General features: G+C 68.9%; 20 protein-coding genes and 1 pseudogene. 14 read left to right on the top strand and 7 right to left on the bottom strand.

All coding sequences use genetic code 11. The features are described 5' to 3' along the window. Positions 1 to 15: 15 nt before the first annotated feature. On the bottom strand, positions 16 to 1,581 hold the full coding sequence (locus tag BN973_RS08125; protein WP_036467190.1) for an FAD-binding protein: 1,566 nt from the start codon (positions 1,579 to 1,581) through the stop codon (positions 16 to 18). 39 nt (positions 1,582 to 1,620) lie between these two features. Between BN973_RS08125 and BN973_RS08120 the strand changes: the two genes are divergently transcribed. From BN973_RS08120 to BN973_RS08075, 10 genes are all read left to right on the top strand, one after another. Then, on the top strand, positions 1,621 to 3,270 hold the full coding sequence (locus BN973_RS08120) for an acyl-CoA carboxylase subunit beta (RefSeq protein ID WP_036467188.1): 1,650 nt from the start codon (positions 1,621 to 1,623) through the stop codon (positions 3,268 to 3,270). Further along, positions 3,267 to 3,524 (top strand): acyl-CoA carboxylase subunit epsilon, encoded by a 258-nt coding sequence (locus BN973_RS08115; RefSeq protein WP_036467187.1) that lies wholly within the window; start codon positions 3,267 to 3,269, stop codon positions 3,522 to 3,524. The genes BN973_RS08120 and BN973_RS08115 overlap by 4 nt, the downstream gene beginning before the upstream one ends. Continuing rightward, entirely contained in the window at positions 3,521 to 4,162 is a 642-nt protein-coding gene (locus BN973_RS08110) for a Maf family protein (RefSeq protein ID WP_036467184.1), read from the top strand. Before BN973_RS08115 ends, BN973_RS08110 begins: the two co-directional genes overlap by 4 nt. A gap of 114 nt (positions 4,163 to 4,276) precedes the next feature. After that, on the top strand, positions 4,277 to 5,674 hold the full coding sequence (locus tag BN973_RS08105) for a serine hydrolase domain-containing protein (protein WP_051641170.1): 1,398 nt from the start codon (positions 4,277 to 4,279) through the stop codon (positions 5,672 to 5,674). 52 nt (positions 5,675 to 5,726) lie between these two features. Beyond that, positions 5,727 to 6,632 (top strand): class I SAM-dependent methyltransferase, encoded by a 906-nt coding sequence (locus BN973_RS08100; RefSeq protein WP_036467181.1) that lies wholly within the window; start codon positions 5,727 to 5,729, stop codon positions 6,630 to 6,632. A gap of 144 nt (positions 6,633 to 6,776) precedes the next feature. Continuing rightward, complete coding sequence (locus tag BN973_RS08095) at positions 6,777 to 7,706, top strand: class I SAM-dependent methyltransferase (RefSeq protein WP_036467180.1); 930 nt, start codon at positions 6,777 to 6,779, stop codon at positions 7,704 to 7,706. A gap of 77 nt (positions 7,707 to 7,783) precedes the next feature. After that, positions 7,784 to 8,689: a sulfurtransferase gene (locus tag BN973_RS08090; protein ID WP_036467178.1), complete on the top strand. Its 906-nt coding sequence runs from the start codon at positions 7,784 to 7,786 to the stop codon at positions 8,687 to 8,689. Beyond that, on the top strand, positions 8,686 to 9,105 hold the full coding sequence (locus BN973_RS08085) for a SufE family protein (protein WP_036467176.1): 420 nt from the start codon (positions 8,686 to 8,688) through the stop codon (positions 9,103 to 9,105). Before BN973_RS08090 ends, BN973_RS08085 begins: the two co-directional genes overlap by 4 nt. A gap of 112 nt (positions 9,106 to 9,217) precedes the next feature. Continuing rightward, positions 9,218 to 11,014 (top strand): acetyl/propionyl/methylcrotonyl-CoA carboxylase subunit alpha, encoded by a 1,797-nt coding sequence (locus tag BN973_RS08080; RefSeq protein WP_036467175.1) that lies wholly within the window; start codon positions 9,218 to 9,220, stop codon positions 11,012 to 11,014. A gap of 194 nt (positions 11,015 to 11,208) precedes the next feature. Beyond that, on the top strand, positions 11,209 to 11,628 hold the full coding sequence (locus BN973_RS08075; protein WP_036467174.1) for an STAS domain-containing protein: 420 nt from the start codon (positions 11,209 to 11,211) through the stop codon (positions 11,626 to 11,628). Here the strand turns inward: BN973_RS08075 and BN973_RS08070 are convergent. The 6 genes from BN973_RS08070 to BN973_RS08045 all read right to left on the bottom strand — a co-directional run bounded on the left by BN973_RS08070 (position 11,599) and on the right by BN973_RS08045 (position 15,837). Then, on the bottom strand, positions 11,599 to 12,393 hold the full coding sequence (locus BN973_RS08070) for an RNA polymerase sigma factor SigF (RefSeq protein WP_036467173.1): 795 nt from the start codon (positions 12,391 to 12,393) through the stop codon (positions 11,599 to 11,601). The genes BN973_RS08075 and BN973_RS08070 overlap by 30 nt on opposite strands. Then, complete coding sequence (locus BN973_RS08065) at positions 12,390 to 12,827, bottom strand: ATP-binding protein (RefSeq protein WP_036467172.1); 438 nt, start codon at positions 12,825 to 12,827, stop codon at positions 12,390 to 12,392. Before BN973_RS08065 ends, BN973_RS08070 begins: the two co-directional genes overlap by 4 nt. A 324-nt stretch (positions 12,828 to 13,151) precedes the next feature. Further along, positions 13,152 to 13,463 carry a protein UsfY gene (gene usfY, locus BN973_RS08060; RefSeq protein WP_036467171.1) on the bottom strand — a complete coding sequence of 104 codons (312 nt, stop codon included), beginning with the start codon at positions 13,461 to 13,463 and terminating at the stop codon, positions 13,152 to 13,154. A 59-nt stretch (positions 13,464 to 13,522) separates the two neighbouring features. Then, positions 13,523 to 13,909 (bottom strand): hypothetical protein, encoded by a 387-nt coding sequence (locus BN973_RS08055; protein WP_036467170.1) that lies wholly within the window; start codon positions 13,907 to 13,909, stop codon positions 13,523 to 13,525. Positions 13,910 to 13,972: 63 nt separating this feature from the next. Next, a complete protein-coding gene (lat, locus tag BN973_RS08050) occupies positions 13,973 to 15,331 on the bottom strand; it encodes an L-lysine 6-transaminase (protein WP_084163587.1) in 1,359 nt (452 codons plus the stop codon). A gap of 53 nt (positions 15,332 to 15,384) precedes the next feature. Beyond that, positions 15,385 to 15,837 carry an Lrp/AsnC family transcriptional regulator gene (locus tag BN973_RS08045; RefSeq protein ID WP_036467168.1) on the bottom strand — a complete coding sequence of 151 codons (453 nt, stop codon included), beginning with the start codon at positions 15,835 to 15,837 and terminating at the stop codon, positions 15,385 to 15,387. Positions 15,838 to 15,852: 15 nt separating this feature from the next. On the opposite strand from BN973_RS08045, the gene hglS reads away from it, so the two are divergent. From hglS to BN973_RS08025, 4 genes and pseudogenes are all read left to right on the top strand, one after another. Beyond that, positions 15,853 to 17,112 (top strand): 2-oxoadipate dioxygenase/decarboxylase, encoded by a 1,260-nt coding sequence (gene hglS, locus BN973_RS08040; RefSeq protein ID WP_036467167.1) that lies wholly within the window; start codon positions 15,853 to 15,855, stop codon positions 17,110 to 17,112. Next, on the top strand, positions 17,109 to 18,632 hold the full coding sequence (gene amaB / locus BN973_RS08035) for an L-piperidine-6-carboxylate dehydrogenase (RefSeq protein WP_036467166.1): 1,524 nt from the start codon (positions 17,109 to 17,111) through the stop codon (positions 18,630 to 18,632). Before hglS ends, amaB begins: the two co-directional genes overlap by 4 nt. Before the next feature lie 46 nt (positions 18,633 to 18,678). Further along, on the top strand, positions 18,679 to 19,350 hold the full coding sequence (locus BN973_RS08030) for a TetR/AcrR family transcriptional regulator (protein WP_036467165.1): 672 nt from the start codon (positions 18,679 to 18,681) through the stop codon (positions 19,348 to 19,350). A gap of 36 nt (positions 19,351 to 19,386) precedes the next feature. Further along, positions 19,387 to 23,935, top strand: a pseudogene (locus BN973_RS08025) (ATP-dependent helicase). Positions 23,936 to 23,940: the final 5 nt, after the last annotated feature.

Here is a 23,940-nt window from a genome sequence, read left to right as displayed (position 1 = left end):
GACCCAGCGTAGAGGTCAGCGGCGCCGGTCTCGCATGTCGAGTGCGGCCAGGTGGCTGAACAGCATGCTGGTGCCGATCGGGTTGCCGCCGCCGGGATACGCCAGCCCGCTGGGGGCGGCCATCGTGTTGCCCGCCGCGTACAGCCCGGGAATGGGGTCACCGGCGGTGTCGAGCACGCGCGCGGCCGCGTCGGTGCGCAGACCGCCCTTGGTGCCCAGATCCGACAGCCCGAACTGCGCGGCGTGGTACGGCGGTGCATCGATGGGCACCAGTGGTGAGGCGCCCGCCGAGAACGCCCGATCGAAAGCCTCCTCGCCCCGGCCGAAGTCCTCGTCGACACCGGCGGCGGCAAAGCCGTTGAACCGGGCCACCGTTGCGGCCAGCCGATCGCCCGGCACCCCGATCTTGGCGGCCAGCTCCTCGAGGGTGTCGGCGGTGTGCCACAGGCCGGCCGCTACGTACTTCTGCGTCTCGACGATGGACACGTTGGCCGCCTTCACCGGCGGCACCTCGCCTTCGGAGTCGTCGTAGATCATCCAGTACGGCAACGACATCGAGCCGTCTTGCAGCTGCGCGATGATCTCGCGCCCGACCCGGTCGTAGGCCCGAGACTCGTTGACGAATCGGTTGCCGTGCTGGTTGACGAAGATGCCGCCGGTGAACCACAGCGCGAACGCACAGCGACCGTCGGGATGCGTCATGCCCGGTGACCACCAGGCCTGGTCCAGTAGGTCGGTGTCGGCACCCGCGGCGATGCCGGCCTGCAACGCCAGGCCGCGACTTCCCGGGCCGCCCATGGTGTCTCGGGCCGCGCCCGGCACGCCGTATGCGCGGCGCAACTCCTCGTTGGCTTCGAAACCGCCGGCGGCCAGCAGCACACCCCGGCGGGCCCGGATGGCGCGGCGCTGCCCGGCGGTCTCGACGATCGCTCCCTGCACTCCTCCTTTTTCAGGCCCGTCGGAGAGCACCAGCTCGACCAGCGCGGTGTCGCGGTGCAGCGACGCCGTCGGGTACTGCGCGATGGCCTTGAGGAATCGCGCGATCAGGGCGCGGCCGCCGAGGTAGTAGTCGGCCGGGGTTTCGGCGCCGAGCCGGTCGGTGTCCAGCGGCCCGCGGATCGCATCGCGCAGTTCGGGGGCGGCGGCCACCTTCAGCGGCTTTGCGGCGATGTGGCGCTGACCGTCCAGGCGCGCCTTCGGCGCCTTGCCGTAGTAGTCGGGCCACGGCAGCGGCACGAATTTGATGTTCGAATCTTGCTCGAGGTACTCGATCAGCGGCGCGCCGCCGCGCACGAACGTCTCCTGCAGCTCGCGGGGAGTGCGGTCACCGACCACCGCGCGGTAATAGGTGAGGGCGTCCTCGATCGTGTCGTCGGTGCCGGCCCGGACCAGCACGGGATTGCACGGGAACCAGACCCCGCCCCCGCCGGAGTAGGCCGTCGTGCCGCCGAACTTGTCGGTCGCCTCGACCAGCACCACCTCGAGGCCCTCGCGTGCCGCGGTGTAGGCGCCGGTGACTCCGCCGCCGCCCGACCCCGCGACCAGCACGTCGCACTCGTCGCTCCACTGCACCGTGCCCATAGTCAGCGCAGCCTATCCCCGCCGCTAAGCTCGACACCCATGACGAGCGTTACCGACCACACCGGTCATTCAGTGGAGCCCGCTGCCGAGCACACCATCGACATCCACACCACCGCGGGCAAGCTGGCCGAACTGCACAAGCGCCGGGAAGAGTCGCTGCACCCCGTCGGTGAAGAGGCCGTCGAGAAGGTGCATGCCAAGGGCAAGCTGACCGCCCGCGAGCGCATCCTGGCCCTGCTCGACGAGGACTCGTTCGTCGAGCTCGACGCGCTGGCCAAGCACCGCAGCACCAACTTCGGCCTGGAGGCCAACCGGCCGCTCGGCGACGGTGTGATCACCGGCTACGGCACCATCGACGGGCGCGACGTGTGCATCTTCAGCCAGGACGCCACGGTGTTCGGCGGCAGCCTCGGCGAGGTGTACGGCGAGAAGATCGTCAAGGTCCAGGAGCTGGCCATCAAAACCGGCCGCCCGCTGATCGGCATCAACGACGGCGCCGGCGCGCGCATCCAGGAGGGCGTCGTCTCGCTGGGCCTGTACAGCCGCATCTTCCGCAACAACATTCTCGCGTCGGGCGTCGTCCCGCAGATCTCGCTGATCATGGGGGCGGCCGCCGGTGGGCACGTGTACTCCCCCGCCCTGACCGACTTCGTGATCATGGTCGACCAGACCAGCCAGATGTTCATCACCGGGCCCGACGTCATCAAGACCGTCACCGGCGAGGACGTCACGATGGAGGAGCTCGGCGGGGCGCACACCCACATGGCCAAGTCGGGCACCCTGCACTACGTCGCCTCCGGCGAGCAGGACGCCTTCGACTGGGTCCGCGACCTGCTGGGCTACCTTCCGCCGAACAACTTCACCGACGCGCCCCGCTACCAAGCCGAGGCGCCGGCGGGGTCCATCGAAGACAACCTCACCGACGAGGACCTCGAGCTGGACACGCTGATCCCCGACTCGCCCAACCAGCCCTACGACATGCACGAGGTGATCACCCGGATCCTCGACGACGACGAGTTCCTGGAAATCCAGGCCGGCTACGCGCAGAACATCGTCGTCGGGTTCGGGCGGGTCGACGGCCGGCCGGTCGGGATCGTGGCCAACCAGCCGACCCAGTTCGCCGGCTGCCTGGACATCAACGCCTCGGAGAAGGCCGCCCGGTTCGTGCGGACCTGCGACTGCTTCAACATCCCGATCATCATGCTGGTGGACGTGCCGGGCTTCCTGCCGGGCACGGGCCAGGAATACAACGGCATCATCCGCCGCGGCGCCAAGCTGCTGTTCGCCTACGGCGAGGCCACCGTTCCGAAGATCACCGTGATCACCCGCAAGGCCTACGGCGGTGCCTACTGCGTGATGGGTTCCAAGGACATGGGCTGCGATGTCAACCTGGCCTGGCCGACCGCGCAGATCGCGGTGATGGGCGCCTCGGGTGCGGTCGGCTTCGTCTACCGCCAGCAGCTCAAGGAGGCCGCCAAGGACGGCCGCGACGTCGACGAGCTGCGGCTGCAGTTACAGCAGGAGTACGAGGACACACTGGTCAACCCGTACGTCGCCGCCGAGCGCGGCTACGTCGACTCGGTCATCCCGCCGTCGCACACCCGCGGTTACATCGCCACGTCGCTGCGGCTGCTGGAACGCAAGATCTCCCACCTGCCGCCGAAGAAGCACGGGAACATTCCGCTATGAGTTCAGCCAGTGACGAGGACGGCCAAGCTCCCGAGTCGACGGCGCCGCCCCGGCCGCACATCCAGATCCTGCGCGGCCACCCCACCGACGCCGAACTCGCCGCGTTGATCACCGTGCTGGGCAGCGCCGGCGGCGGGCCGGCGCCCGAGCCGCCGGAGAAGACCCGCTGGGGTCTTCCGGTCGACAAGCTGCGCTATTCGATCAGCAATTACCAGCGCATCACCCTGCAGGAACGCATCCACATGCAGCGATGACCCGCGTGGTGCTCGGGTCGGCCTCCGGCGGGCGCCTCAAGGTGCTGCGCCAGGCCGGCATCGACCCCCTGGTCGTCGTCTCCGGAGTCGACGAGGATCGGGTGATCGCCGATCTGGGACCGAACGCCTCACCCGGTGACGTGGTCTGCGCGCTGGCTCAGGCCAAGGCCGAGCAGGTGGCCGGCGAACTGGATCGCGGTGTCGCGACGGATTGTGTTGTCATCGGCTGTGATTCGATGCTTTTCCTCGACGACAAGCTGTGCGGCAAGCCCGAATCCGTCGAGGCCGCGCGCCAACTCTGGCAGTCGATGGCCGGGCGTTCCGGACAGCTCTACACCGGACACTGCGTGATCCGCATGCAGGACACCGACATTGCGCACTGCGAATCCCAAACATCAATCACCACAGTACATTTCGGCACACCAGCGTCCGATGACCTGGAGGCGTATCTGGCCGACGGTGAATCGCTGCGGGTGGCCGGCGGGTTCACCCTGGACGGCCTGGGCGGCTGGTTCATCGACGGTGTCGACGGCGACCCCTCGGCAGTGGTGGGAATCGGGCTGCCGCTGACCCGTGCGCTGTTGCGCCGCGCCGGCGTATCCATCGCGGCGCTGTGGGCGGACAATCCGCTCGGCTGAAGCCGGTCGCCGAACCGACTCCGCGTCTTCACGACCTTTTGTAAGTCCAGCTATATTGATGGCCATGTGGACGGCTGACTGCCGCACGAAATCTCCGCCGCGGTGGTTGAAGCTATGAGCCGCACCGAGCCTGGCATAGCGTTCGAAGAACTCGAAGCCAAGATCAAGGCGGGCATGAAGGCCTATGCGATTCCGGGCGTCGCGGTTGCGGTCTGGGCCGGTGGCCAAGAGTTCGTGCGGGGCTACGGGGTCACCAATGTAGACCACCCGACGCCCGTCGACGGCGACACCGTCTTCCGAATCGGTTCCACCACAAAGACTTTCACGGGCACGGTGATGATGCGACTGGTTGAGCAGGGCAAGGTGGACCTGGATTCACCCGTGCGCCGCTACATCCCCGACTTCGCGGTGGCCGACGACTCGGCCAGCGCCACGGTGACCGTGCGTCAGCTGCTCAACCACACCGCAGGGTGGGATGGCCGCAGTGGGCAGGACTTCGGGCGCGGCGACGACGCCGTGGCACGCTACGTCAAGTCGATGACACGTTTACCGCAGCTGACCCCTCCGGGAACCGCTTTCTCGTACAACAATTCGGCTCTCGCGGTGGCGGGCCGCATCATCGAGCTGGTCACCGGAACAACCTACGAGTCCGCGGTGCAGAAGCTGCTGCTCGACCCGCTGCAGCTGGCGCACACCCGCTACTTTTCCGACCAGATAATCGGTCTGAACGTGGCGGCATCACACCAGGTGATCGACGGCAAACCCGTTGTCGATACCGACTTTTGGTCATTCCCACGCAGCTGCAATCCCACCGGTGGGTTGATGTCCACGGCGCGAGATCAGCTGCGCTACGCACGGTTCCACCTCGGCGACGGCACGGCACCTGGCGGCGAGCGGATTCTGAGCCGGGAGTCGCTCGAGGCGATGCGCTCGAACCCGGGTGCGGGCGGGACACTTTGGGTCGAGCTGACGGGGATGGGCATCACCTGGATGCTGCGGCCCACCGCGCAGAACGTGACCATCGTCGAACACGGCGGCACCTGGAAGGGGCAACGCTCCGGTTTCTTCATGACGCCCGATCGCGACTTCGCCATGACCGTGCTGACCAACTCCGACGGCGGATTCGATCTGATCAACGACCTTTTCTCGTGCGACTGGGCGTTACGCAGATTCGCCGGACTCACCAACATGCCCGCCGCGCCGCTACACCTGGACGCCGTCGACCTGGCGCCCTATGCGGGCCGGTACATCGCCGAGCAAGTCTCCCAGGATGGCAGCATCGAGCAAACCATCATCGACCTCGCCGCCGGCGACGGCCGGCTCACCGGAACCATGAGCGTCGGCGACGCCCACCACACCAGGCTGGGCCTCGCGTTCTACCGGCCCGACTACGGGCTCGACCTCGGACCCGACGACCAGCCCACCGGCAGCCGCTCCAACTTCGTCCGCGCACCGGACGGCAACATCACCTGGTTATGCAGCCAGCACGGGCGCCTGTTCCGACGCCAATAGCACGCGCGGTTCACCGCAGGTGGCCGGCCACGGTCGCGGTTAGGCTGGGCGCGTGGCCCGCACCGACGACGACGACTGGGATCTGGCGTCCGGTGTCGGCGTCACCGCGACCATTGTCGCGGCCGGGCGCGCGATGGCCACCAGGGATTCGCGCGGGTTGATCAACGATCCGTTCGCCGAACCTCTGGTCCGCGCGGTGGGGCTGGATTTCTTCACCAAGATGATGGACGGCGAACTCGACATGGCCGCGATCGGGAATGTCTCACCGGCCGTGGCGCAGGCGATGGTCGACGGAAACGCGGTGCGCACCAAGTACTTTGACGAATACCTCCGCACCGCCACCGACGGCGGGATTCGGCAAGTGGCCATCCTCGCGTCCGGGCTGGACGCCCGGGCCTACCGTCTGCCGTGGCCGAGCGGGACCGTTGTCTACGAGATCGATCAACCACAAGTGTTGAAGTTCAAGACGACGACCTTGGCCGACCTGGGGGCCGCGCCCTGCGCCACTCAACACTGCGTGCCCATCGACCTGCGCACCGATTGGCCAACGCCATTGCAAGCCGCCGGCTTCGACCCGGCAGCACCGACGGCATGGCTGGCCGAAGGGCTGCTGATCTATCTCAAGCCGCAGGCCCAGGATCGACTGTTCGACAACATCACCGCACTGAGTGCGCCCGGGAGCATGGTAGCCACCGAATTCGTTTGCAGTATCGTTGATTTCGACGCTGAGCGAGCGCAAACCATATCCAGCCCATTCCGCGACCATGGCATCGACATTGACTTGGCTTCGTTGATCTACACCGGCCAACGCAACCACGTTCTCGACTACCTCGCCGCCTTGGGCTGGCGGCTCGAGGGCGTGCCGCTGACAGAACTGTTCGAGCGCAACGGCCTCGAGGCGCCCGCCACGGACGACGACACCATCTTCATCAGCGGCGCCCTGACCGGCGACAGTTAGCGCCGCGGACCCGTCGACAGCCGTGTCCCCCGATCCGGGGACACCGGCGTTCATCACCCAGGCGGGCCGATCGGTGGAGTTGCGCCGCGGCGGATCTTCCTAGTTTCGAAGTATGCGATTCGTGAATCCTGGGAGGGCGGATTTGTGATGCGTAGAGACGGCGATAGCTGGGATCTGGCCAGCCATGTCGGCGCGACCGCGACGCTGGTGGCCGCGGGCCGCGCCAGGGCCACCAACTCGGCCGGGCCGTTGATCGAGGACCCGTTCGCCGAGCCGTTGGTCCGCGCGGTGGGCATCGAATTCCTGACCAAATGGGCCACCGGAGAGCTCTGCGCGTCCGAGGTCGACGAGCCCGAGGCGGCCTGGGGTCTGGCCCGAATGACCACCGATTTGGTGGCCCGCACTCGCTACTTCGATCGATTCCTTGCCGACGCGACGGCCGCCGGAATTCGGCAGGCGGTGATCCTGGCGTCCGGGCTCGACGCGCGCGGCTACCGGCTGCCGTGGCCGCCCGGCATGACGGTGTTCGAGATCGATCAACCGGACGTGCTGCGGTTCAAAGCCGCAACGCTGGCACGGCTGGGTGCCGAGCCCACGGCGCAGCTGCGGATGGTGCCGGCCGACCTGCGGGACGACTGGCCGACCGCGCTGCTGCGCGGCGGATTCGACCCGGCATTACCGACCGCCTGGATCGCCGAAGGACTATTCGGTTACCTGCCCCCGCAGGCTCAGGATCGCTTGCTGGACAACGTCACCGGTCTCAGCGCGCCGGGAAGTCGGATGGCCACCGAGGCGTTCGTGGGATCGCCGGAACTGGACTGCGGGCGGGTCCAAGAGATCATCCGCGGCGCGACTCGCACCTGGCGTGACCATGGATTCGATCTGGACATCTGCGCGCTGAACTATCCGGGGGCCCGCAGCGAGGTCGCCTGCTACCTCGACAGCTGCGGGTGGCGGTCCACGGGGACCACGGCCGCGCAGCTGCTGGCCGATCACGGCCTTCTCGGGACGCCCGGCGACTACGCAACGCCGGCCGACCGGCCCAGCTACTACACATCGGTTCTCGCGGCCTAGTGGACGACGGGCTCTCGGATGCTCGCGGATGCGCGCACCCACGGCCCGACAACCCGGAGCTGAGTAGGCTTTGCTCTGTGCCGCTACCCCCCGATTCAAGCCCGACGCTGTCGGCCTACGCCCACCCCGAACGCTTGGTCACCGCCGACTGGTTGTCCGGCCACCTGGGCTCGCCCGGGCTGGCGATCGTCGAATCCGACGAGGACGTGCTGCTCTACGACGTCGGGCATATCCCCGGCGCGGTCAAGATCGACTGGCACACCGACCTCAACGATCCGCGGGTCCGCGACTACATCTCCGGCGAGCAGTTCGCGGAACTGATGAACCGCAAAGGCATCTCGCGCGACGACACCGTGGTGATCTACGGCGACAAGAGCAACTGGTGGGCCGCCTACGCGCTGTGGGTGTTCACGTTGTTCGGCCACCCCGATGTGCGGCTGCTCAACGGCGGGCGTGACCTGTGGCTGTCCGAGCGGCGCGACACCAGCCTCGAAGTGCCGACCAAGACCTCGACGGGCTACCCCGTCGTGGCCCGCAACGACGCGCCGATCCGCGCCTACAAGGACGACGTGCTCGACATCCTGGGCAGCCAGCCGCTGATCGATGTGCGCTCGCCCGACGAGTACACCGGCAAGCGCACCCACATGCCCGACTATCCCGAGGAGGGCGCGCTGCGCGCCGGCCACATCCCGACCGCCCGGTCGATCCCATGGGGCAAGGCGGTCGAGGAGAGCGGCCGGTTCCGCAGCCGCGAGGAACTCGAAGAGCTGTACGGGTTCTTGCAACCCGACGACAAGACCGTCGTCTACTGCCGCATCGGCGAGCGATCCAGCCACACCTGGTTCGTCCTGACGCACCTGCTGGGCAAGCCGGGTGTGCGCAACTACGACGGATCCTGGACCGAGTGGGGCAACACCGTGCGAGTGCCGATCGTTGCGGGCTCCGAACCAGGGCAGGCACCGGGAGCCGTGCCGGCCCGATGACTCTGCCCGCTCCGTTAGCCGAGGTGGTGTCCGACTTCGCCGAAGTGCAGGGCCAGGACAAGCTGAGGCTGTTGCTGGAGTTCGCCGACGACCTGCCCGACCTGCCCGACGATCTGGCCGAGGCCGCGATGGAGCCGGTGCCCGAGTGCCAGTCGCCGCTTTTCTTGCATGTCGACGCGCACGACCCGAATCGGGTGCGGCTGTATTTCAGCGCTCCCGCCGAAGCGCCGACCACCCGCGGCTTTGCCTCGATCCTGGCCGCCGGCCTCGACGAACAACCCGCCGCCGACATCCTGGCGGTACCCGAAGATTTCTACGGCGAGCTGGGCTTGGCCGCCCTGATCAGCCCGCTGCGGCTGCGCGGCATGTCGGCGATGCTGGCCCGCATCAAGCGCCGATTGCGCGAGTCGGCCTGAGAGGGACCGGGTATCAGCGCTCTGGGCGCGCCGCCTAAACTTCCCCCGACAAGACTTGTAAGAAATTCTCTTAGAGACGAAGACGACGTCCAGCCATACACAGGAGGCGCAGGTGCCTAGTCACGCCAGCTCGAGGATCTCCAAGGTGCTCGTCGCCAACCGCGGCGAAATCGCTGTCCGGGTGATCCGAGCGGCCCGCGACGCGGGCCTGTCCAGCGTGGCGGTGTACGCCGAGCCCGACGCCGACGCGCCCCACGTGGCGCTGGCCGACGAGGCGTTCGCCCTGGGCGGTCAGAATTCGGCCGAGTCCTACCTGGATTTCGGCAAGATTCTCGACGCGGCGGCCAAGTCCGGCGCCAACGCCATCCACCCCGGCTACGGGTTTCTCTCGGAGAACGCCGACTTCGCGCAGGCGGTCATCGACGCCGGTCTGATCTGGATCGGGCCCAGCCCGCAGTCGATCCGCGACCTCGGCGACAAGGTGACCGCCCGCCACATCGCCGCCCGGGCGCAGGCCCCGCTGGTGCCCGGCACCCCGGACCCGGTCAAGGACGCCGACGAGGTGGTCGCCTTCGCCAAGGAATACGGCGTGCCGATCGCGATCAAGGCGGCCTTCGGTGGTGGCGGCCGCGGCATGAAGGTGGCCCGCAGCATCGAAGAGATCCCCGAGCTGTTCGAGTCGGCCACCCGTGAGGCCGTCGCGGCGTTCGGTCGTGGCGAGTGCTTCGTCGAGCGCTATCTCGACAAGCCGCGCCACGTCGAGGCCCAGGTGATCGCCGATCAGCACGGCAACGTCGTCGTCGCCGGCACCCGCGACTGCTCGCTGCAGCGCCGCTTCCAGAAGCTGGTCGAGGAGGCCCCGGCGCCGTTCCTGACCGACGCGCAGCGCAAGGAGATCCACGAGTCGGCCAAGCGGATCTGCAAAGAGGCGCACTACTACGGCGCCGGAACCGTCGAGTACCTGGTCGGCCAGGACGGCCTGATCTCGTTCCTGGAGGTGAACACCCGCCTGCAGGTCGAGCACCCGGTCACCGAGGAGACCGCGGGCATCGACCTGGTGCGCCAGCAGTTCAAGATCGCCAACGGCGACAAGCTGGACATCACCGAGGACCCGGCACCGCGCGGGCACGCGATCGAGTTCCGGATCAACGGCGAGGATGCCGGGCGCGGCTTTTTGCCCGCCCCCGGCCCGGTGACCCGCTACGACATCCCCACCGGCCCCGGTGTCCGGCTGGACTCCGGCGTCGAAGCCGGCTCGGTGATCGGCGGCCAGTTCGACTCGATGCTGTCCAAGCTGATCGTGTACGGGGCGACCCGCGAGGAGGCGCTGGCGCGTTCCCGGCGCGCGCTGGACGAATTCCACGTCGAGGGCCTGGCCACGGTCATCCCGTTTCACCGCGCCGTGGTGAGAGACCCGGCGTTCGTCGGCGACGACAATGGCTTCGCGGTGCACACCCGTTGGATCGAGACGGAGTGGGACAACACGATCGAGCCGTTCACCGGTGGCGAGCCCCTCGACGAGGACGACGCCCAGCCGCGGCAGAAGGTCGTCGTCGAGGTCGACGGGCGCCGGCTCGAAGTGTCGCTGCCCGGCGACCTGGCGCTGTCCAACGGTGGCGGCGTGACCGGCGCCGGTGTGGTCCGCAAGAAGCCGAAGCCGCGCAAGCGCGGCGCGCACGGCGGAGCGGCGGCCTCGGGCGACGCGGTCACCGCGCCCATGCAGGGCACCGTGGTCAAGGTCGCGGTCGAGGAGGGCCAGCAGGTCGCCGTCGGTGATCTGGTGGTGGTGCTCGAGGCGATGAAGATGGAGAACCCCGTCACCGCGCACAAGGACGGCACCATCACCGGTCTCGCGGTCGAGGCGGGCACCGCCATCACCCAGGGCACGGTGCTCGCCGAAATCAAGTAGCCGACCAGGCTTCCTGGGAATCAGCTAAGTAAACGTTGTCGGTCTCCGGCACCGCGGGTAGGGTTCGAGACAGGTTGAGTTCACAGCCGCCCGGACCACGTCAGCGCCGCGCGGAAGGCGAATTCCCTACCTTCGAGTATCACTTCGTTGTTGACGTAGTCCTCACACCGATCCTCGGTTGAGGGAGTGAAGCAATGTCTGTGACCCAATCCTGGCAACAATGCCGAACGGCCCAATTCAGCGCCACGTGGAGCGCCGCGGGCACCGTCGTCACGGTCGACGGCGAGCTTGACGCCGCGAACTCCGATCAGCTCGCCAGCTACGTGCAGCGCAATGCACGCCATGCCCGGCGGGTGATCCTCGATCTACGCGCGCTGAATTTCATTGGTACTGCTGGTTTTTCAGCGCTGCACCGGATCAACGTGGTGTGCTCGGGAGCGCGGCTGAGCTGGGCGCTGGTGCCCAGCCCGGCGGTCTGCCGGCTGTTGCGGGTCTGCGACCCCGACGGCACCCTGCCGGTCACGACGCCGATCGAGGAGCCGCTGCTCGAGACGGTGTGGCCGACGGGGCCCGACGCGCGGCCGCTACTCCAACTGGTCGCGCAGGCGCGTTAGGGATTTCGCCAGCAGCCGCGATACGTGCATCTGCGAGATGCCGACTCGCTCGGCGATCTGAGTCTGTGTCATCGACTCGAAGAACCGCAGCACCAACACCGTTCGCTCGCGCTCGGGCAGGCTCTCCAGCAACGGGCGTAGCGACTCGCGGTCCTCGATGCGGTCGATGCTGGCGTCTACGTCGCCCAACGTGTCGGCGATGGCACGGGCGTCCTCTTCGTCGCCGCCGCCCCCACCGCTGTCGATGGACAGCGTGTTGTACGAGCTGCCCGCCACCAGACCCTCGACCACCTCGGCGCGGTCCATTTCCAGCTCGGCTGCGAGTTCGGTGGCCGTCGGCGCCCGGCCGAGGCGTTGCGACAGGTCGGCGGTGGCGCTGCCGAGCCGCAGATGCAGCTCCTTGAGGCGCCGCGGCACCTTGACCGACCAGCTGTTGTCGCGGAAGTGCCGGCGGACCTCACCCATGATCGTGGGTACCGCGAACGACACGAAGTCCGATCCGGCCTCGACGTCGAAACGGACCACGGCGTTGACCAACCCAACGCGCGCGACCTGAACCAGGTCGTCGCGCGGTTCGCCGCGCCCCTCGAACCGGCGGGCGATGTGATCGGCCAGCGGCAGGCACCGCTCGACGATCTTGTCCCGTTGGCGCTGGAATTCCGCCGAGCCGGCCGAGACCGTCGCCAGCTCATGGAACATATCCAAAACATCGGCGTATTCGTTTGGGCGTGACGCGCCCGAACCGCCGTCAGCTTGCGCTGTCACCGGCTAGCGGCCGCCCGTCGCGCCGTCAGCGTGATACCGAATACGCTGCCGGTTTCATTGGGTTCGCGCCCGTCGTGGAAGGTCTGCACGTCGTCGGCCAGCGACGTCAGGACATGCCAGCTGAAGCTGCCGGGCGACACCACGTCGTGGGTATCGCATGCCGCGGACGCCTCGACCACCAATTCGTCGTCGCGGGGGTCGACCACCACGATCAGCGTCGCGTCCGGAGTGGCCGAGCGGATCAACCGGGTGCATACCTCGTCCACCGCGAGCCGCAGATCCGCCACGGCGTCGAAATCCAGGTCTTCGTAGGTGCCGATCGCACCCACCAGCGTGCGCAGCATCGCCAGGTTCTCCAGGCGCGCAGCGACATGAAGTTCGACAGCTCTGTGGCCGCGCTGACGCTTGTCAGCGCGCGATCCGACATCGGTCATACGGTCTCCCGGCAACGTTTGGCTCACACTACCCCTCGCTTTGGAGCGCGCCACCGGTCGCGACGGCCCACCCCGTTAGCCCTCATCGCGGCCGGGTATGTCACTCGATATGGACGCGCCAGACACCACCGGCAAACCCGGGACACGCACACTGGGGCGCATCGCTTTGATTGCCGGAATTACCCTGGTCCTTCCGATCGTCATTGCGGTCGGCATCTACGTCGGTGCTTTCATGATTCCTCGCCGGCGCTCATCATGGTTTACACCAGATACCCACTCGAGGATGCGGATAACCTACGAATTTCGGGTAGGCAGGGCCGCGCGTCAGCTGTCGGGTGATTGCCTGGCCACCTCGGGATGCTCGAGGTACCACCGATCGAAGATCCGGCGTACCCGCCGGTGCTCGGCGGCCAGCCACACCAGGCCCACCACAGTGACGACGATCGCCGTCACACCCGCGGTCATGCCCTCGTGCTGATGTCCGGTGCCGAAGGCCGCCAGGCTTCCGCACACCGCGACCACGCCGGCCACCACCATCAGGTATCCGGGCCAGTGCAATACGTCGATCAGTGATTCGCCGGCGAGTGGCCGCGTCGTCCGCAAATGGTCGACGGGGTCGTGATAGGTGTCTCCCATGGCTGCACCATCTCCATTTGTAGGGCTCGCACCAATAATTATGCGAGCCCCAACGCCAATTATGCGAGCCCCAACGCCGGCCCGGCAATGGCCGGAACACCCATGGAGACGGTGACGATCATCAGCGTCAGCAAAAACCAGCCCGCGCCGTGCCATCCCCACCAGGTGCCTTCGATGCGCCAGACCCGGTAGGTGCGCACGAACGCCCACAGGCCGGCGGCCAGCAGGATCAGCGGCCCGCCGATGGCCAACAGGGTTCGCTGCGGCGCACCGCACGCCACGGTGTCCACGCCCGTTGCCGGACAGGTACTGACCCATAAGGCGGCCATCACGACGAATCCGACCGCCGCGGCCGTCGCCAAGACGGTAAAGCGGATCGCGGCGCGCACCTCGCCGTCTTCGTTACCCAGGCGATCACCCCGTGATCGCTCATCTGCTTTCGGCATGAGACCTCCGCGTGCTGACTGCGTCCAGTTATTCGTCCGCGACGACGGATTAGTTACGTGCGGTCAGGTACCCGCATTCACAGCCGCCAACACGTGACGCACCGCGGCAATGGCCGCGTCGATGTCCGCCCGCGACACCGTCAGCGCGGGACGGAATCGAACGCCGTCGTTCCCGGTGGCCAGCACGATCACGCCCCGCTGCCACAGCCGGCGGATCACCTCGTCGCGATCGGCGGTGGTCGGCAGGCTGAACGCGCACATCAATCCGCGGCCGCGGGGGTCGAACACCATCGCGGGGAACTCGTCGGCGAGTTCGACCAGCCGATCCCGCAGGTAGCGGCCCAGCTCGGCGGCGCGCGCGCACAGCCCGTCGGCCTCGATGACCTCCAGGATGCGGCGCGCCCGCACCATGTCGGTCAGATTGCCGCCCCACGTCGAGTTGATCCGGGAGGCGACCGCGAAGACGTTGTCGGCGATCTCGTCGACCCGCCGGCCGGCCATCACACCGCACACCTGCGTCTTCTTGCCGAACGCCACGACATCGGGTTGCACGCCCAATTGCTGGTAGGCCCAAGGGGTTCCGGTCAACCCGCAGCCGGTCTGCACCTCGTCGAAGATCAGCAGCGCGTCGTATTCGTCGCACAACCGGCGCATCGCGGCGAAGAACTCCGGCCGGAAGTGGCGATCGCCGCCCTCACCCTGGATCGGCTCGGCGATGAAGCAGGCGATGTCGTGCGGGTGGGCCTCGAACGCCGCGCGGGCCTGGCGCAGCGACTCGCCTTCGGCCGCGTCCATGGCTCGCCCATTCAAGCCCGGCCGGATGTAGGGCGCGTCGATGCGCGGCCAGTCGAACTTCGGGAAGCGGGCCACGGTGACCGGCTTGGTGTTGGTCAGCGACAGCGTGTAACCGCTGCGGCCGTGGAAGGCGCCGCGCAGGTGCAGCACCCGAGTGCCGAGTTCGGGGTCGAGGCCGTGTTTCTCGTTGTGCCGGCTCTTCCAGTCGAAGGCCACCTTGAGCGCGTTCTCCACCGCCAGGGCGCCGCCGTCGACGAAGAACAAATGCGGCAGCGCCGGGTCGCCCAGGACCCGGGCGAAGGTCTCGACGAAGCCGGCCATCGCGACCGTGTACACATCGGCGTTGCTCGGCTTGTTCAGCGCGGCTTGAAGGAGCTCGGCGCGGAATTCCTCGTCGTCGGCCAGCGCGGGATGGTTCATCCCCAGCGCCGACGAGGCGAAGAAGGTGAACATGTCGAGGTAGCGCCGGCCGTCGCGGGCGTCGACCAGATACGACCCGGAGGAGGCGGCCAGGTCGAGCACGAAATCGAACCCATCGACCAGCATGCTGCGCGACAGCACCTCGTGGACGCGGTCGGGTTCGGGCTGCACGCCGGTGAGCGCAACGGAGTTCAGGACGGCAGTCATACCGGCCATGCTAGCTTGATTTTTACGGATTTATGACGCTATCGACGTAGTTTTTACGGTATGTGTTGGCGATCACTGTAAAAAGTATTGAGAATGATGGTGCTGCGGGTCTGGACGTTGGCGGCTGTCCGGATGCGCTGCAGCAGGTCCTCGAGCGCCCGCGGGGACGCGACGCGCACCAGCAGGACGTAGCTTTCCTCGCCCGCCACCGAGTGGCACGCCTCGATCTCCTCGAGGTGCGCCAGCCGGGCGGGCGCATCATCGGGTTGGGAAGGATCAAGAGGAGTGATGGCCACGAACGCCGACAGCAGGTGCCCGACCGCCTCCGGGTTGATCCGCGCGGAGTATCCGGCCACCACACCGCGGGCCTCCAGCCGGCGCACCCGGGACTGGACCGCCGACACCGACAGCCCGGCGCTGGCGGCCAGCTCCGCGAGCGTGGCGCGTCCGTCCGCGACCAGCCGGCGCACCAGGATCTTGTCGACGTCGTCGAGCGACTCACCCATGGCCGGGAATTATCCATGAGTCCGGCCAAGAGGCTGCTGACCTGGCAGCTGCGCGAGCGCTTCGCGGCGGGGCTGTCGGCCAGGTACGCCGGCGAGGTGCCCGCCTACGGCACCCTGGTCGAGGTCAGCGGTCAGGTCAACGCCGACTACGTGGCACACCATCCCGGCGCCGAACGGCTCGGCTCGTTGGCCCGCGTCACCGCCGAACGGCACGGCGCCATCCGGGTGGGCAGCCCGGCCGAACTGGCCGCCGTCGCCGACTTGTTCGCCGCGTTCGGCATGGTGGCCGTCGGGTACTACGACCTGCGCCGTGCCCGCTCGCCGATTCCGGTGGTATCGACGGCCTTTCGGCCGATCGACGCAAACGAGCTGGCGCGCAATCCTTTTCGAGTGTTCACGTCGATGCTGGCCACCCGCGATGCCCGGTACTTCGAGCCCGACCTGCGTAGCCGTGTCGAGACGTTCATCGCGCGCCGCGAGCTTTTCGACCCCGCGCTGCTGGCGCGGGCCCGCATCATCGCCGCCGAAGGCGCCTGCGATGCCGAGGAGGCGGACGCGTTCGTCGCCGCCGCGGTGGATGCCTTCGCGCTGTCGCGCGAACCGATCGACAAGCACTGGTACGACGAGTTGTCGCGGGTGTCCGCGGTGGCCGCCGACATCGCGGGGGTGTGTTCCACCCACATCAACCACCTGACGCCGCGGGTTCTCGACATCGACGAGCTCTACCAGCGGATGACCGACCGGGGCATCGCGATGATCGATGCCATCCAGGGTCCGCCCCGCACCGGCGGGCCCCCGGTTTTGTTGCGCCAGACGTCATTTCGCGCACTCGCCGAACCATGCCTGTTCCGCGGCAGGGACGGCACCGTGAGCGCGGGCAGCCTGCGGGTGCGGTTCGGCGAGGTCGAGGCGCGCGGTGTGGCGCTGACCCCGCGCGGGCGCGCGCGCTACGACGCGGCGATGGCTCGGCTCGTGGGGGAAGCGGATCCGGCCCGGGTCTGGGGCGACTACTTCCCGTCGACCGACGAGGAGATGGCCGCGCAGCGACTGGCCTACTACCGCCGCGGCGACCCGGCGGCACCGATCGTGTACGAAGACTTCCTGCCCGCGTCGGCGGCCGGCATCTTCCGGTCCAACCTGGATCGCGACCCCAGGGCGGGGCCCAAAACCTGGCACGCCGTCGACCAGTCCGGTTACGACGCATCGTGGCTGTCCGGGGCGATCGGCCACGATATCCACGACCCCTATGTTCTCTACGAGGAGGCATCGGCATGACGACCTCTGACCAGTTGCGCGAGGCGGCCCGTCAGGCGCTGCGGGCGATCGGCGCCGACGTCAGCCTCGGCGAGCCCGGCGAGGAAGGGCTCGCGGCCGGCACGCCGATCACCGGTGAGGTGCTTTTCACCGTGCCGCCCACCGCCGACGAGGAGGCCGACCGCGCCATCGCCGCGGCCGCCGAGGCCTTTGCCACGTGGCGCCACACCCCGGCGCCGGTGCGCGGCGCGCTGGTGGCCCGGCTCGGCGAGCTACTCACCGAACACAAGGCAGACCTTGCGACGCTGGTGACCCTCGAGGTCGGCAAGATCACCTCCGAAGCCCGGGGCGAAGTGCAGGAAATGATCGACATCTGCCAGTTCGCGGTCGGCCTGTCGCGCCAGCTCTACGGCCGGACCATCGCCTCGGAGCGTCCCGGGCACCGGCTGACCGAAACCTGGCATCCGCTGGGCGTGGTCGGGCTGATCACCGCGTTCAACTTCCCGGTCGCGGTGTGGGCGTGGAACACCGCGGTGGCACTGGTCTGCGGGGACACGGTGGTGTGGAAGCCCTCGGAGCTGACGCCGTTGACCGCGCTGGCGTGCCAGGCGCTGATCGGCCGGGCCACCGCCGACGTCGGCGCGCCGCCCACCGTTAGCGGGCTGGTGCTGGGCGATCGCCGGCTGGGCGAGCGGCTGGTCGACGACCCACGGGTCGCACTGGTGTCCGCGACCGGCTCGGTGCGGATGGGCCGGCAGGTCGGTCCGCGGGTGGCCGCCCGCTTCGGGCGGGTGCTGCTGGAGCTGGGCGGCAACAATGCGGCGATCGTGACACCGTCGGCCGACCTGGATCTGGCGGTGCGCGCGATCGTGTTCGCGGCCGCGGGCACCGCCGGACAGCGGTGCACCAGCCTGCGCCGGCTGATCGTGCATCGCTCGGTGGCCGACTCGGTCGTGCAGCGGGTGGCGGCGGCGTTCGCGAAGTTGCCGATCGGCGATCCGACCGCCCCCGAGACGCTGGTCGGCCCGCTGATTCACGAGACCGCTTACCGCGACATGGTCGGCGCGCTGGAACAGGCCCGCGCCGAGGGCGGCGAGGTGTTGGGCGGCGACTTCCAGGACGCCTCGGCGGCCGGGCATCCCGGCGCCTACTACGTCGCACCGGCCCTGGTGCGCATGCCCGCCCAGAGCGACATCGTGGCGGCCGAGACGTTCGCGCCGATCCTCTACGTGCTGACCTACGACGACCTGGACGAGGCGATCTCGCTCAACAACGCGGTGCCACAAGGGCTCTCGTCGGCCATCTTCACCACCGATCTGCGCGAGGCCGAGCGATTCCTGGACGGGTCCGACTGTGGTATCGCCAACGTCAATATCGGCACGTCGGGGGCCGAAATCGGGGGTGCGTTCGGCGGCGAGAAACAAACCGGTGGCGGACGGGAATCCGGTTCGGACGCGTGGAAGGCCTACATGCGGCGTGCCACCAACACCGTCAATTACTCCTGCGAGCTGCCGCTGGCTCAAGGTGTGGAGTTCGGATAAACGCAAGCTGAATTGTCGCTCCGGGTTCGTGAGTACTATCTGACACATGCCTACGGCTAGGAGGCGGTTGTCCCCTGAGGACCGACGCGCCGAACTGCTTGCGTTAGGGGCGGAAGTCTTCGGGAAGCGGCCCTACGACGAAGTCCGCATCGACGAGATCGCCGAGCGTGCGGGCGTCTCGCGCGCCCTGATGTATCACTACTTCCCCGACAAGCGAGCGTTCTTTGCCGCGGTCGTCAAGGACGAGGCCGATCGGCTCTACGAGGCGACGAACAAAGAGCCGATGACCGGGCTGACGATGTTCGAAGAGGCGCGGATGGGCGTGTTGGCCTACATGGCCTACCACGAGCAGAACCCGGAAGCCGCCTGGGCGGCCTACGTCGGCCTCGGCCGGTCCGACCCGGTTCTGCTCGGCGTCGAGGACGACGCCAAGAACCGCCAGCTGGAGCACATCATGAGCCGCATCCAGGACGTGGTGGCCGCGGTTCCGGGGGCGAAGCTGGCGCCGGATGTCGAGCGGGACCTGCGGGTGATCCTCAACGGCTGGATCGCGTTCACGTTCGAGCTGTGCCGGCAACGCATCATGGACCCGACGACCAGTGCCGAGCGGCTGGCCGACTCGTGCGCGCACACGCTGCTCGACGCGATCACCCGGGTGCCCGAGATTCCCGACGAACTCGCCCACGCGATGGCGACCGCTCGTCACCAACCGCAGTAGGACGCTTTTGTCGGTGTCGGTTGGCACCATGGCTAGATGAGCACCGAAGCACTCGCGAAGTTCAGCGAGATAACCCGCGAGTGGTTCGGCAGCACCTTCCCCGCCCCGACCACCGCGCAGGCGGCGGCCTGGGAGGCCATCGCCGACGGCAACAACACACTGGTCATCGCCCCGACCGGGTCCGGTAAGACGCTGGCGGCGTTCCTGTGGGCCCTGGATTCCCTGGCGGGCTCGGCCGACAGGCCGGCCGGCGGCACCCGGGTGCTGTACGTCTCCCCGCTCAAGGCGCTGGCGGTCGACGTCGAGCGCAACCTGCGCACCCCGCTGGCCGGTCTGAGGCGGATCGCCGAGCGCCACGGCCTGCCCGCCCCCGATATCAGTGTCGGGGTGCGCTCGGGTGACACCCCGCCGGCGCAGCGCCGCCAGCTGATCAACTCCCCGCCCGACGTGCTGATCACCACGCCCGAGTCGCTGTTTCTGATGCTGACGTCGGCCGCGCGGGAGACCCTGGCGGGCGTCCAGACCGTGATCGTCGACGAGGTGCACGCGATCGCCGCCGGCAAGCGCGGCGCGCACCTGGCGGTGTCGCTGGAGCGCCTCGACGACCTCCGGGAAGGGCCGCCGGCGCAGCGTATCGGCTTGTCGGCGACGGTGCGCCCGCCCGAGGAGCTGGCGCGGTTCCTGTCCGGGCAGCGCCCGACCACGATCGTGTCGCCCCCGTCGGCCAAGTCCTTTCAGCTCACCGTGCAGGTGCCGGTCCCCGACATGGCCAACCTGACCGACAACACCATTTGGCCCGACGTCGAGGCCCGGCTGGTCGACCTGATCGAGGCGCACAGCTCGACCATCGTGTTCGCCAACTCGCGGCGGCTGGCCGAACGACTTACCGCACGGCTCAACGAGATTCACGCCGAGCGCAGCGGTGTGGAACTGGCGACCGAGACCAATCGAAGGGTGCCCGGCGGGGCGCCGGCGCACATCATGGGCAGCGGCCAGACCTACGGCGCCGACGCTGTTCTGGCCCGCGCCCACCACGGCTCGGTCAGCAAGGAGCAGCGCGCGCTGGTCGAAGAGGACCTCAAACGCGGCCTGCTCAAGGCGGTGGTGGCCACCTCGAGCCTGGAGCTGGGCATCGACATGGGGGCGGTCGACCTGGTGATCCAGGTGGAGGCGCCGCCGTCGGTGGCCAGCGGCCTGCAGCGCATCGGGCGGGCCGGCCACCAGGTCGGCGAGGTGTCGCGGGGGGTGCTGTTCCCCAAGCACCGCACCGACCTGATCAGCTGCGCCGTGGCCGTGCAGCGGATGCTGGCCGGGCAGATCGAGACGATGCGGGTGCCCGCCAACCCGCTCGACATCCTGGCGCAGCAGACCGTCGCGGCGGCCGCGCTGGAGCCGCTGGACGCCGACCGGTGGTTCGACACGCTGCGCCGCAGCGCGCCGTTTTCGACCCTGCCGCGCAGCGTGTTCGAGGCCACCCTGGATCTGTTGAGCGGCAAGTACCCATCCACCGAATTCGCCGAGCTGCGGCCGCGGTTGGTCTACGACCGCGACGCCGGGACGCTGACCGCCCGGCCCGGCGCGCAGCGGCTGGCCGTTACCTCCGGCGGCGCGATCCCCGACCGGGGGATGTTCACCGTCTACCTGGCCAGCGAGGCCGAAAAGCCCTCGCGGGTAGGCGAACTCGACGAAGAGATGGTCTACGAGTCGCGCCCGGGTGACGTCATCTCACTGGGGGCCACCAGCTGGCGGATCACCGAGATCACCCACGATCGGGTGCTGGTGGTTCCCGCGCCGGGTTTGCCGGCCCGGCTGCCGTTCTGGCGCGGCGACGGCGTGGGCCGCCCGGCCGAGCTCGGTGCGGCGCTCGGTGCGTTCACCGGTGAGCTGGCCGGCCTGAGTCGTGAGGAGTTCGGAAAACGTTGTGCCGCACTGGGTTTCAATGATTACGCGACCGACAACCTGTGGGTGTTGCTCGACGACCAGCGCACGGCCACTTCGACGGTGCCCACCGACACGACGCTGCTGGTCGAGCGGTTCCGCGACGAGCTGGGCGACTGGCGGGTAATCCTGCACTCGCCGTACGGGCTGCGGGTGCACGGACCGCTCGCGCTGGCGGTGGGCCGGCGGCTGGCCGAACGCTACGGCATCGACGAGAAGCCGACCGCCTCCGACGACGGCATCGTGGTGCACCTGCCCGACACTGGGCTGTCCAGCCAGGAGGGTGCCCCGCTTGGCGCCGAGCTTTTCGTCTTCGACGCCGACGAGATCGACCCGATCGTCACCGCCGAGGTGGGCGGCTCGGCGCTGTTCGCGTCCCGGTTCCGCGAATGTGCGGCGCGTGCGCTGCTGCTGCCCCGCCGCCACCCCGGCCGCCGCTCGCCGCTATGGCACCAGCGCCAGCGCGCGGCCCAATTGCTGGAAGTGGCACGCAAATACCCCGACTTCCCGATCGTGCTGGAGACCGTCCGCGAGTGCCTGCAGGACGTGTACGACGTGCCGGCGCTGGTCGACTTGATGACCGGCATCGCCGCGCGCCGGGTCCGGGTGCTCGAAGCCGAAACGGTCAAGCCGTCACCGTTCGCGGCGTCGCTGCTGTTCGGCTACGTCGGCGCGTTCATGTACGAGGGCGATTCCCCGCTCGCCGAGCGCCGCGCCGCGGCCCTGTCGCTGGACAGCACGCTGCTGGCCGAGCTGCTCGGGCGCGTCGAGCTGCGCGAACTGCTCGACCCGGACGTCGTCGCCGCGACCGGGCGCCAGTTGCAGCATCTGAGCTCGGATCGGGCCGCCCGCGATGCCGAGGCGGTCGCGGACCTGCTGCGACTGCTCGGCCCGCTGACCGAGGACGAGGTCGCCGCGCGGTCCGAGGCCACCGACGTCGGCGGTTGGCTGGAAGGCCTGCGGGCCGCCCGGCGTGCGCTGACGGTGTCGTTCGCCGGGCGCAGCTGGTGGGTGGCCATCGAGGACATCGGCCGGCTGCGCGATGCGGTCGGTGTGGCCGTCCCGCTGGGCGTCCCGGCCACCTTCACCGAGCAGGTGGCCGACCCGCTCGGTGAGCTGCTGGGTCGTTACGCGCGCACCCGCACCCCGTTCACCACGGCCGATGCCGCCGCCCGATTCGGTCTGGGCCTGCGGGTGACGGCCGATGTGCTGAGCCGGCTGGCCGGCTCGGGAGGGTCCGGGGCCCGGCTGGTGCGCGGCGACTTCGTTGCTCCCGAAAACGCGTCCAGCGGCGTCGGCGGCGAGCAATGGTGCGACGCCGACGTGTTGCGGATTCTGCGGCGGCGTTCGCTGGCCGCGCTGCGCGCCCAGGTCGAACCGGTCAGCACCGCCGCCTACGGGCGGTTTTTGCCCGCCTGGCATCACGTGTCCGCGGCCCAGTCGGGTATCGACGGCCTGGTCTCCGCGATCGACCAGCTGGCCGGGGTGCGGATCCCGGCGTCGGCGCTCGAACCGCTGGTGCTGGCGCCGCGGGTGCGCGACTATTCGCCGGCGATGCTCGACGAGCTGCTGGCCACCGGCGAGGTCACCTGGTCGGGTGCCGGGTCGATTTCGGGCAGCGACGGGTGGATCGTGCTGCACGCCGGCGATTTCCGCCCCGCTGACCCTGACCGCGCCCGACGAGATCGGCTTCACCGACACCCATCGCGCGATTCTGGACACGCTGGCCGGCGGCGGGGCGTACTTCTTCCGGCAGCTCGCCCCCGGCCCTGGCGAAACCGCGCTCAAAGATGCGCTGTGGGAACTGATCTGGGCCGGCTGGATCACCGGCGACACCTTCGCCCCGGTGCGCGCGCTGTTGACGGGCACCGGCGCGCGCAAGCGCTCGGCCCCCGCGCACCGCACCCGCCGGCCGCCGCGGCTGGGCCGGTACAGCGTCACGCATCCCCACACCAGGACCACCGACCCCACCGTGGCCGGCCGCTGGTCGGCGCTGCCAACCCCGGAGCCCGACTCCACCCTGCGCGCGCATTACCAAGCGGAATCGCTGCTGAACCGGCACGGCGTGCTGACCAGAGGCGCGGTGATGTCGGAGAATGTGCCGGGGGGATTCGCCACGTTGTACAAGGTGCTGAACACATTCGAAGAGGCGGGCCGCTGTCAGCGGGGGTACTTCGTCGAGTCGCTGGGCGGCGCCCAATTCGCCGTCGCCTCGACCGTCGACCGGCTGCGCGGTTACCTCGACGGGATCGACCCGGAGCGGCCCGAATACCGGGCGGTGGTGCTGGCCGCCGCCGACCCGGCGAACCCGTACGGCGCCGCATTGCCTTGGCCCGCAACCGATGAGGGGGCACGCCCGGGCCGCAAGGCCGGAGCGCTCGTCGTGCTGGTCGACGGCGAGCTGGCCTGGTTCCTCGAGCGCGGCGGCCGGTCGTTGCTGACATTCGGCGACGATCCCGGCGCCCACCACGCGGCGGCGCAGGCGCTGGCCGACCTGGTCACCGCGCGGCGCGTCGAGTCCATCCTCGTCGAACGCATCAACGGGGTGCCGGCGTTGCAGCCGCTGGCGGGCGGGCCCAGCCCCGCCGCAGAGGCGCTGGCGGACGCCGGCTTCGCGCGCACCCCGCGCGGCATGCGGCTGCGGTGACGACC

It is taken from the genome of Mycobacterium triplex (assembly GCF_000689255.1).
Lineage (GTDB): Bacteria > Actinomycetota > Actinomycetes > Mycobacteriales > Mycobacteriaceae > Mycobacterium > Mycobacterium triplex.
This window is presented reverse-complemented; position numbering and strand designations above follow the sequence as displayed.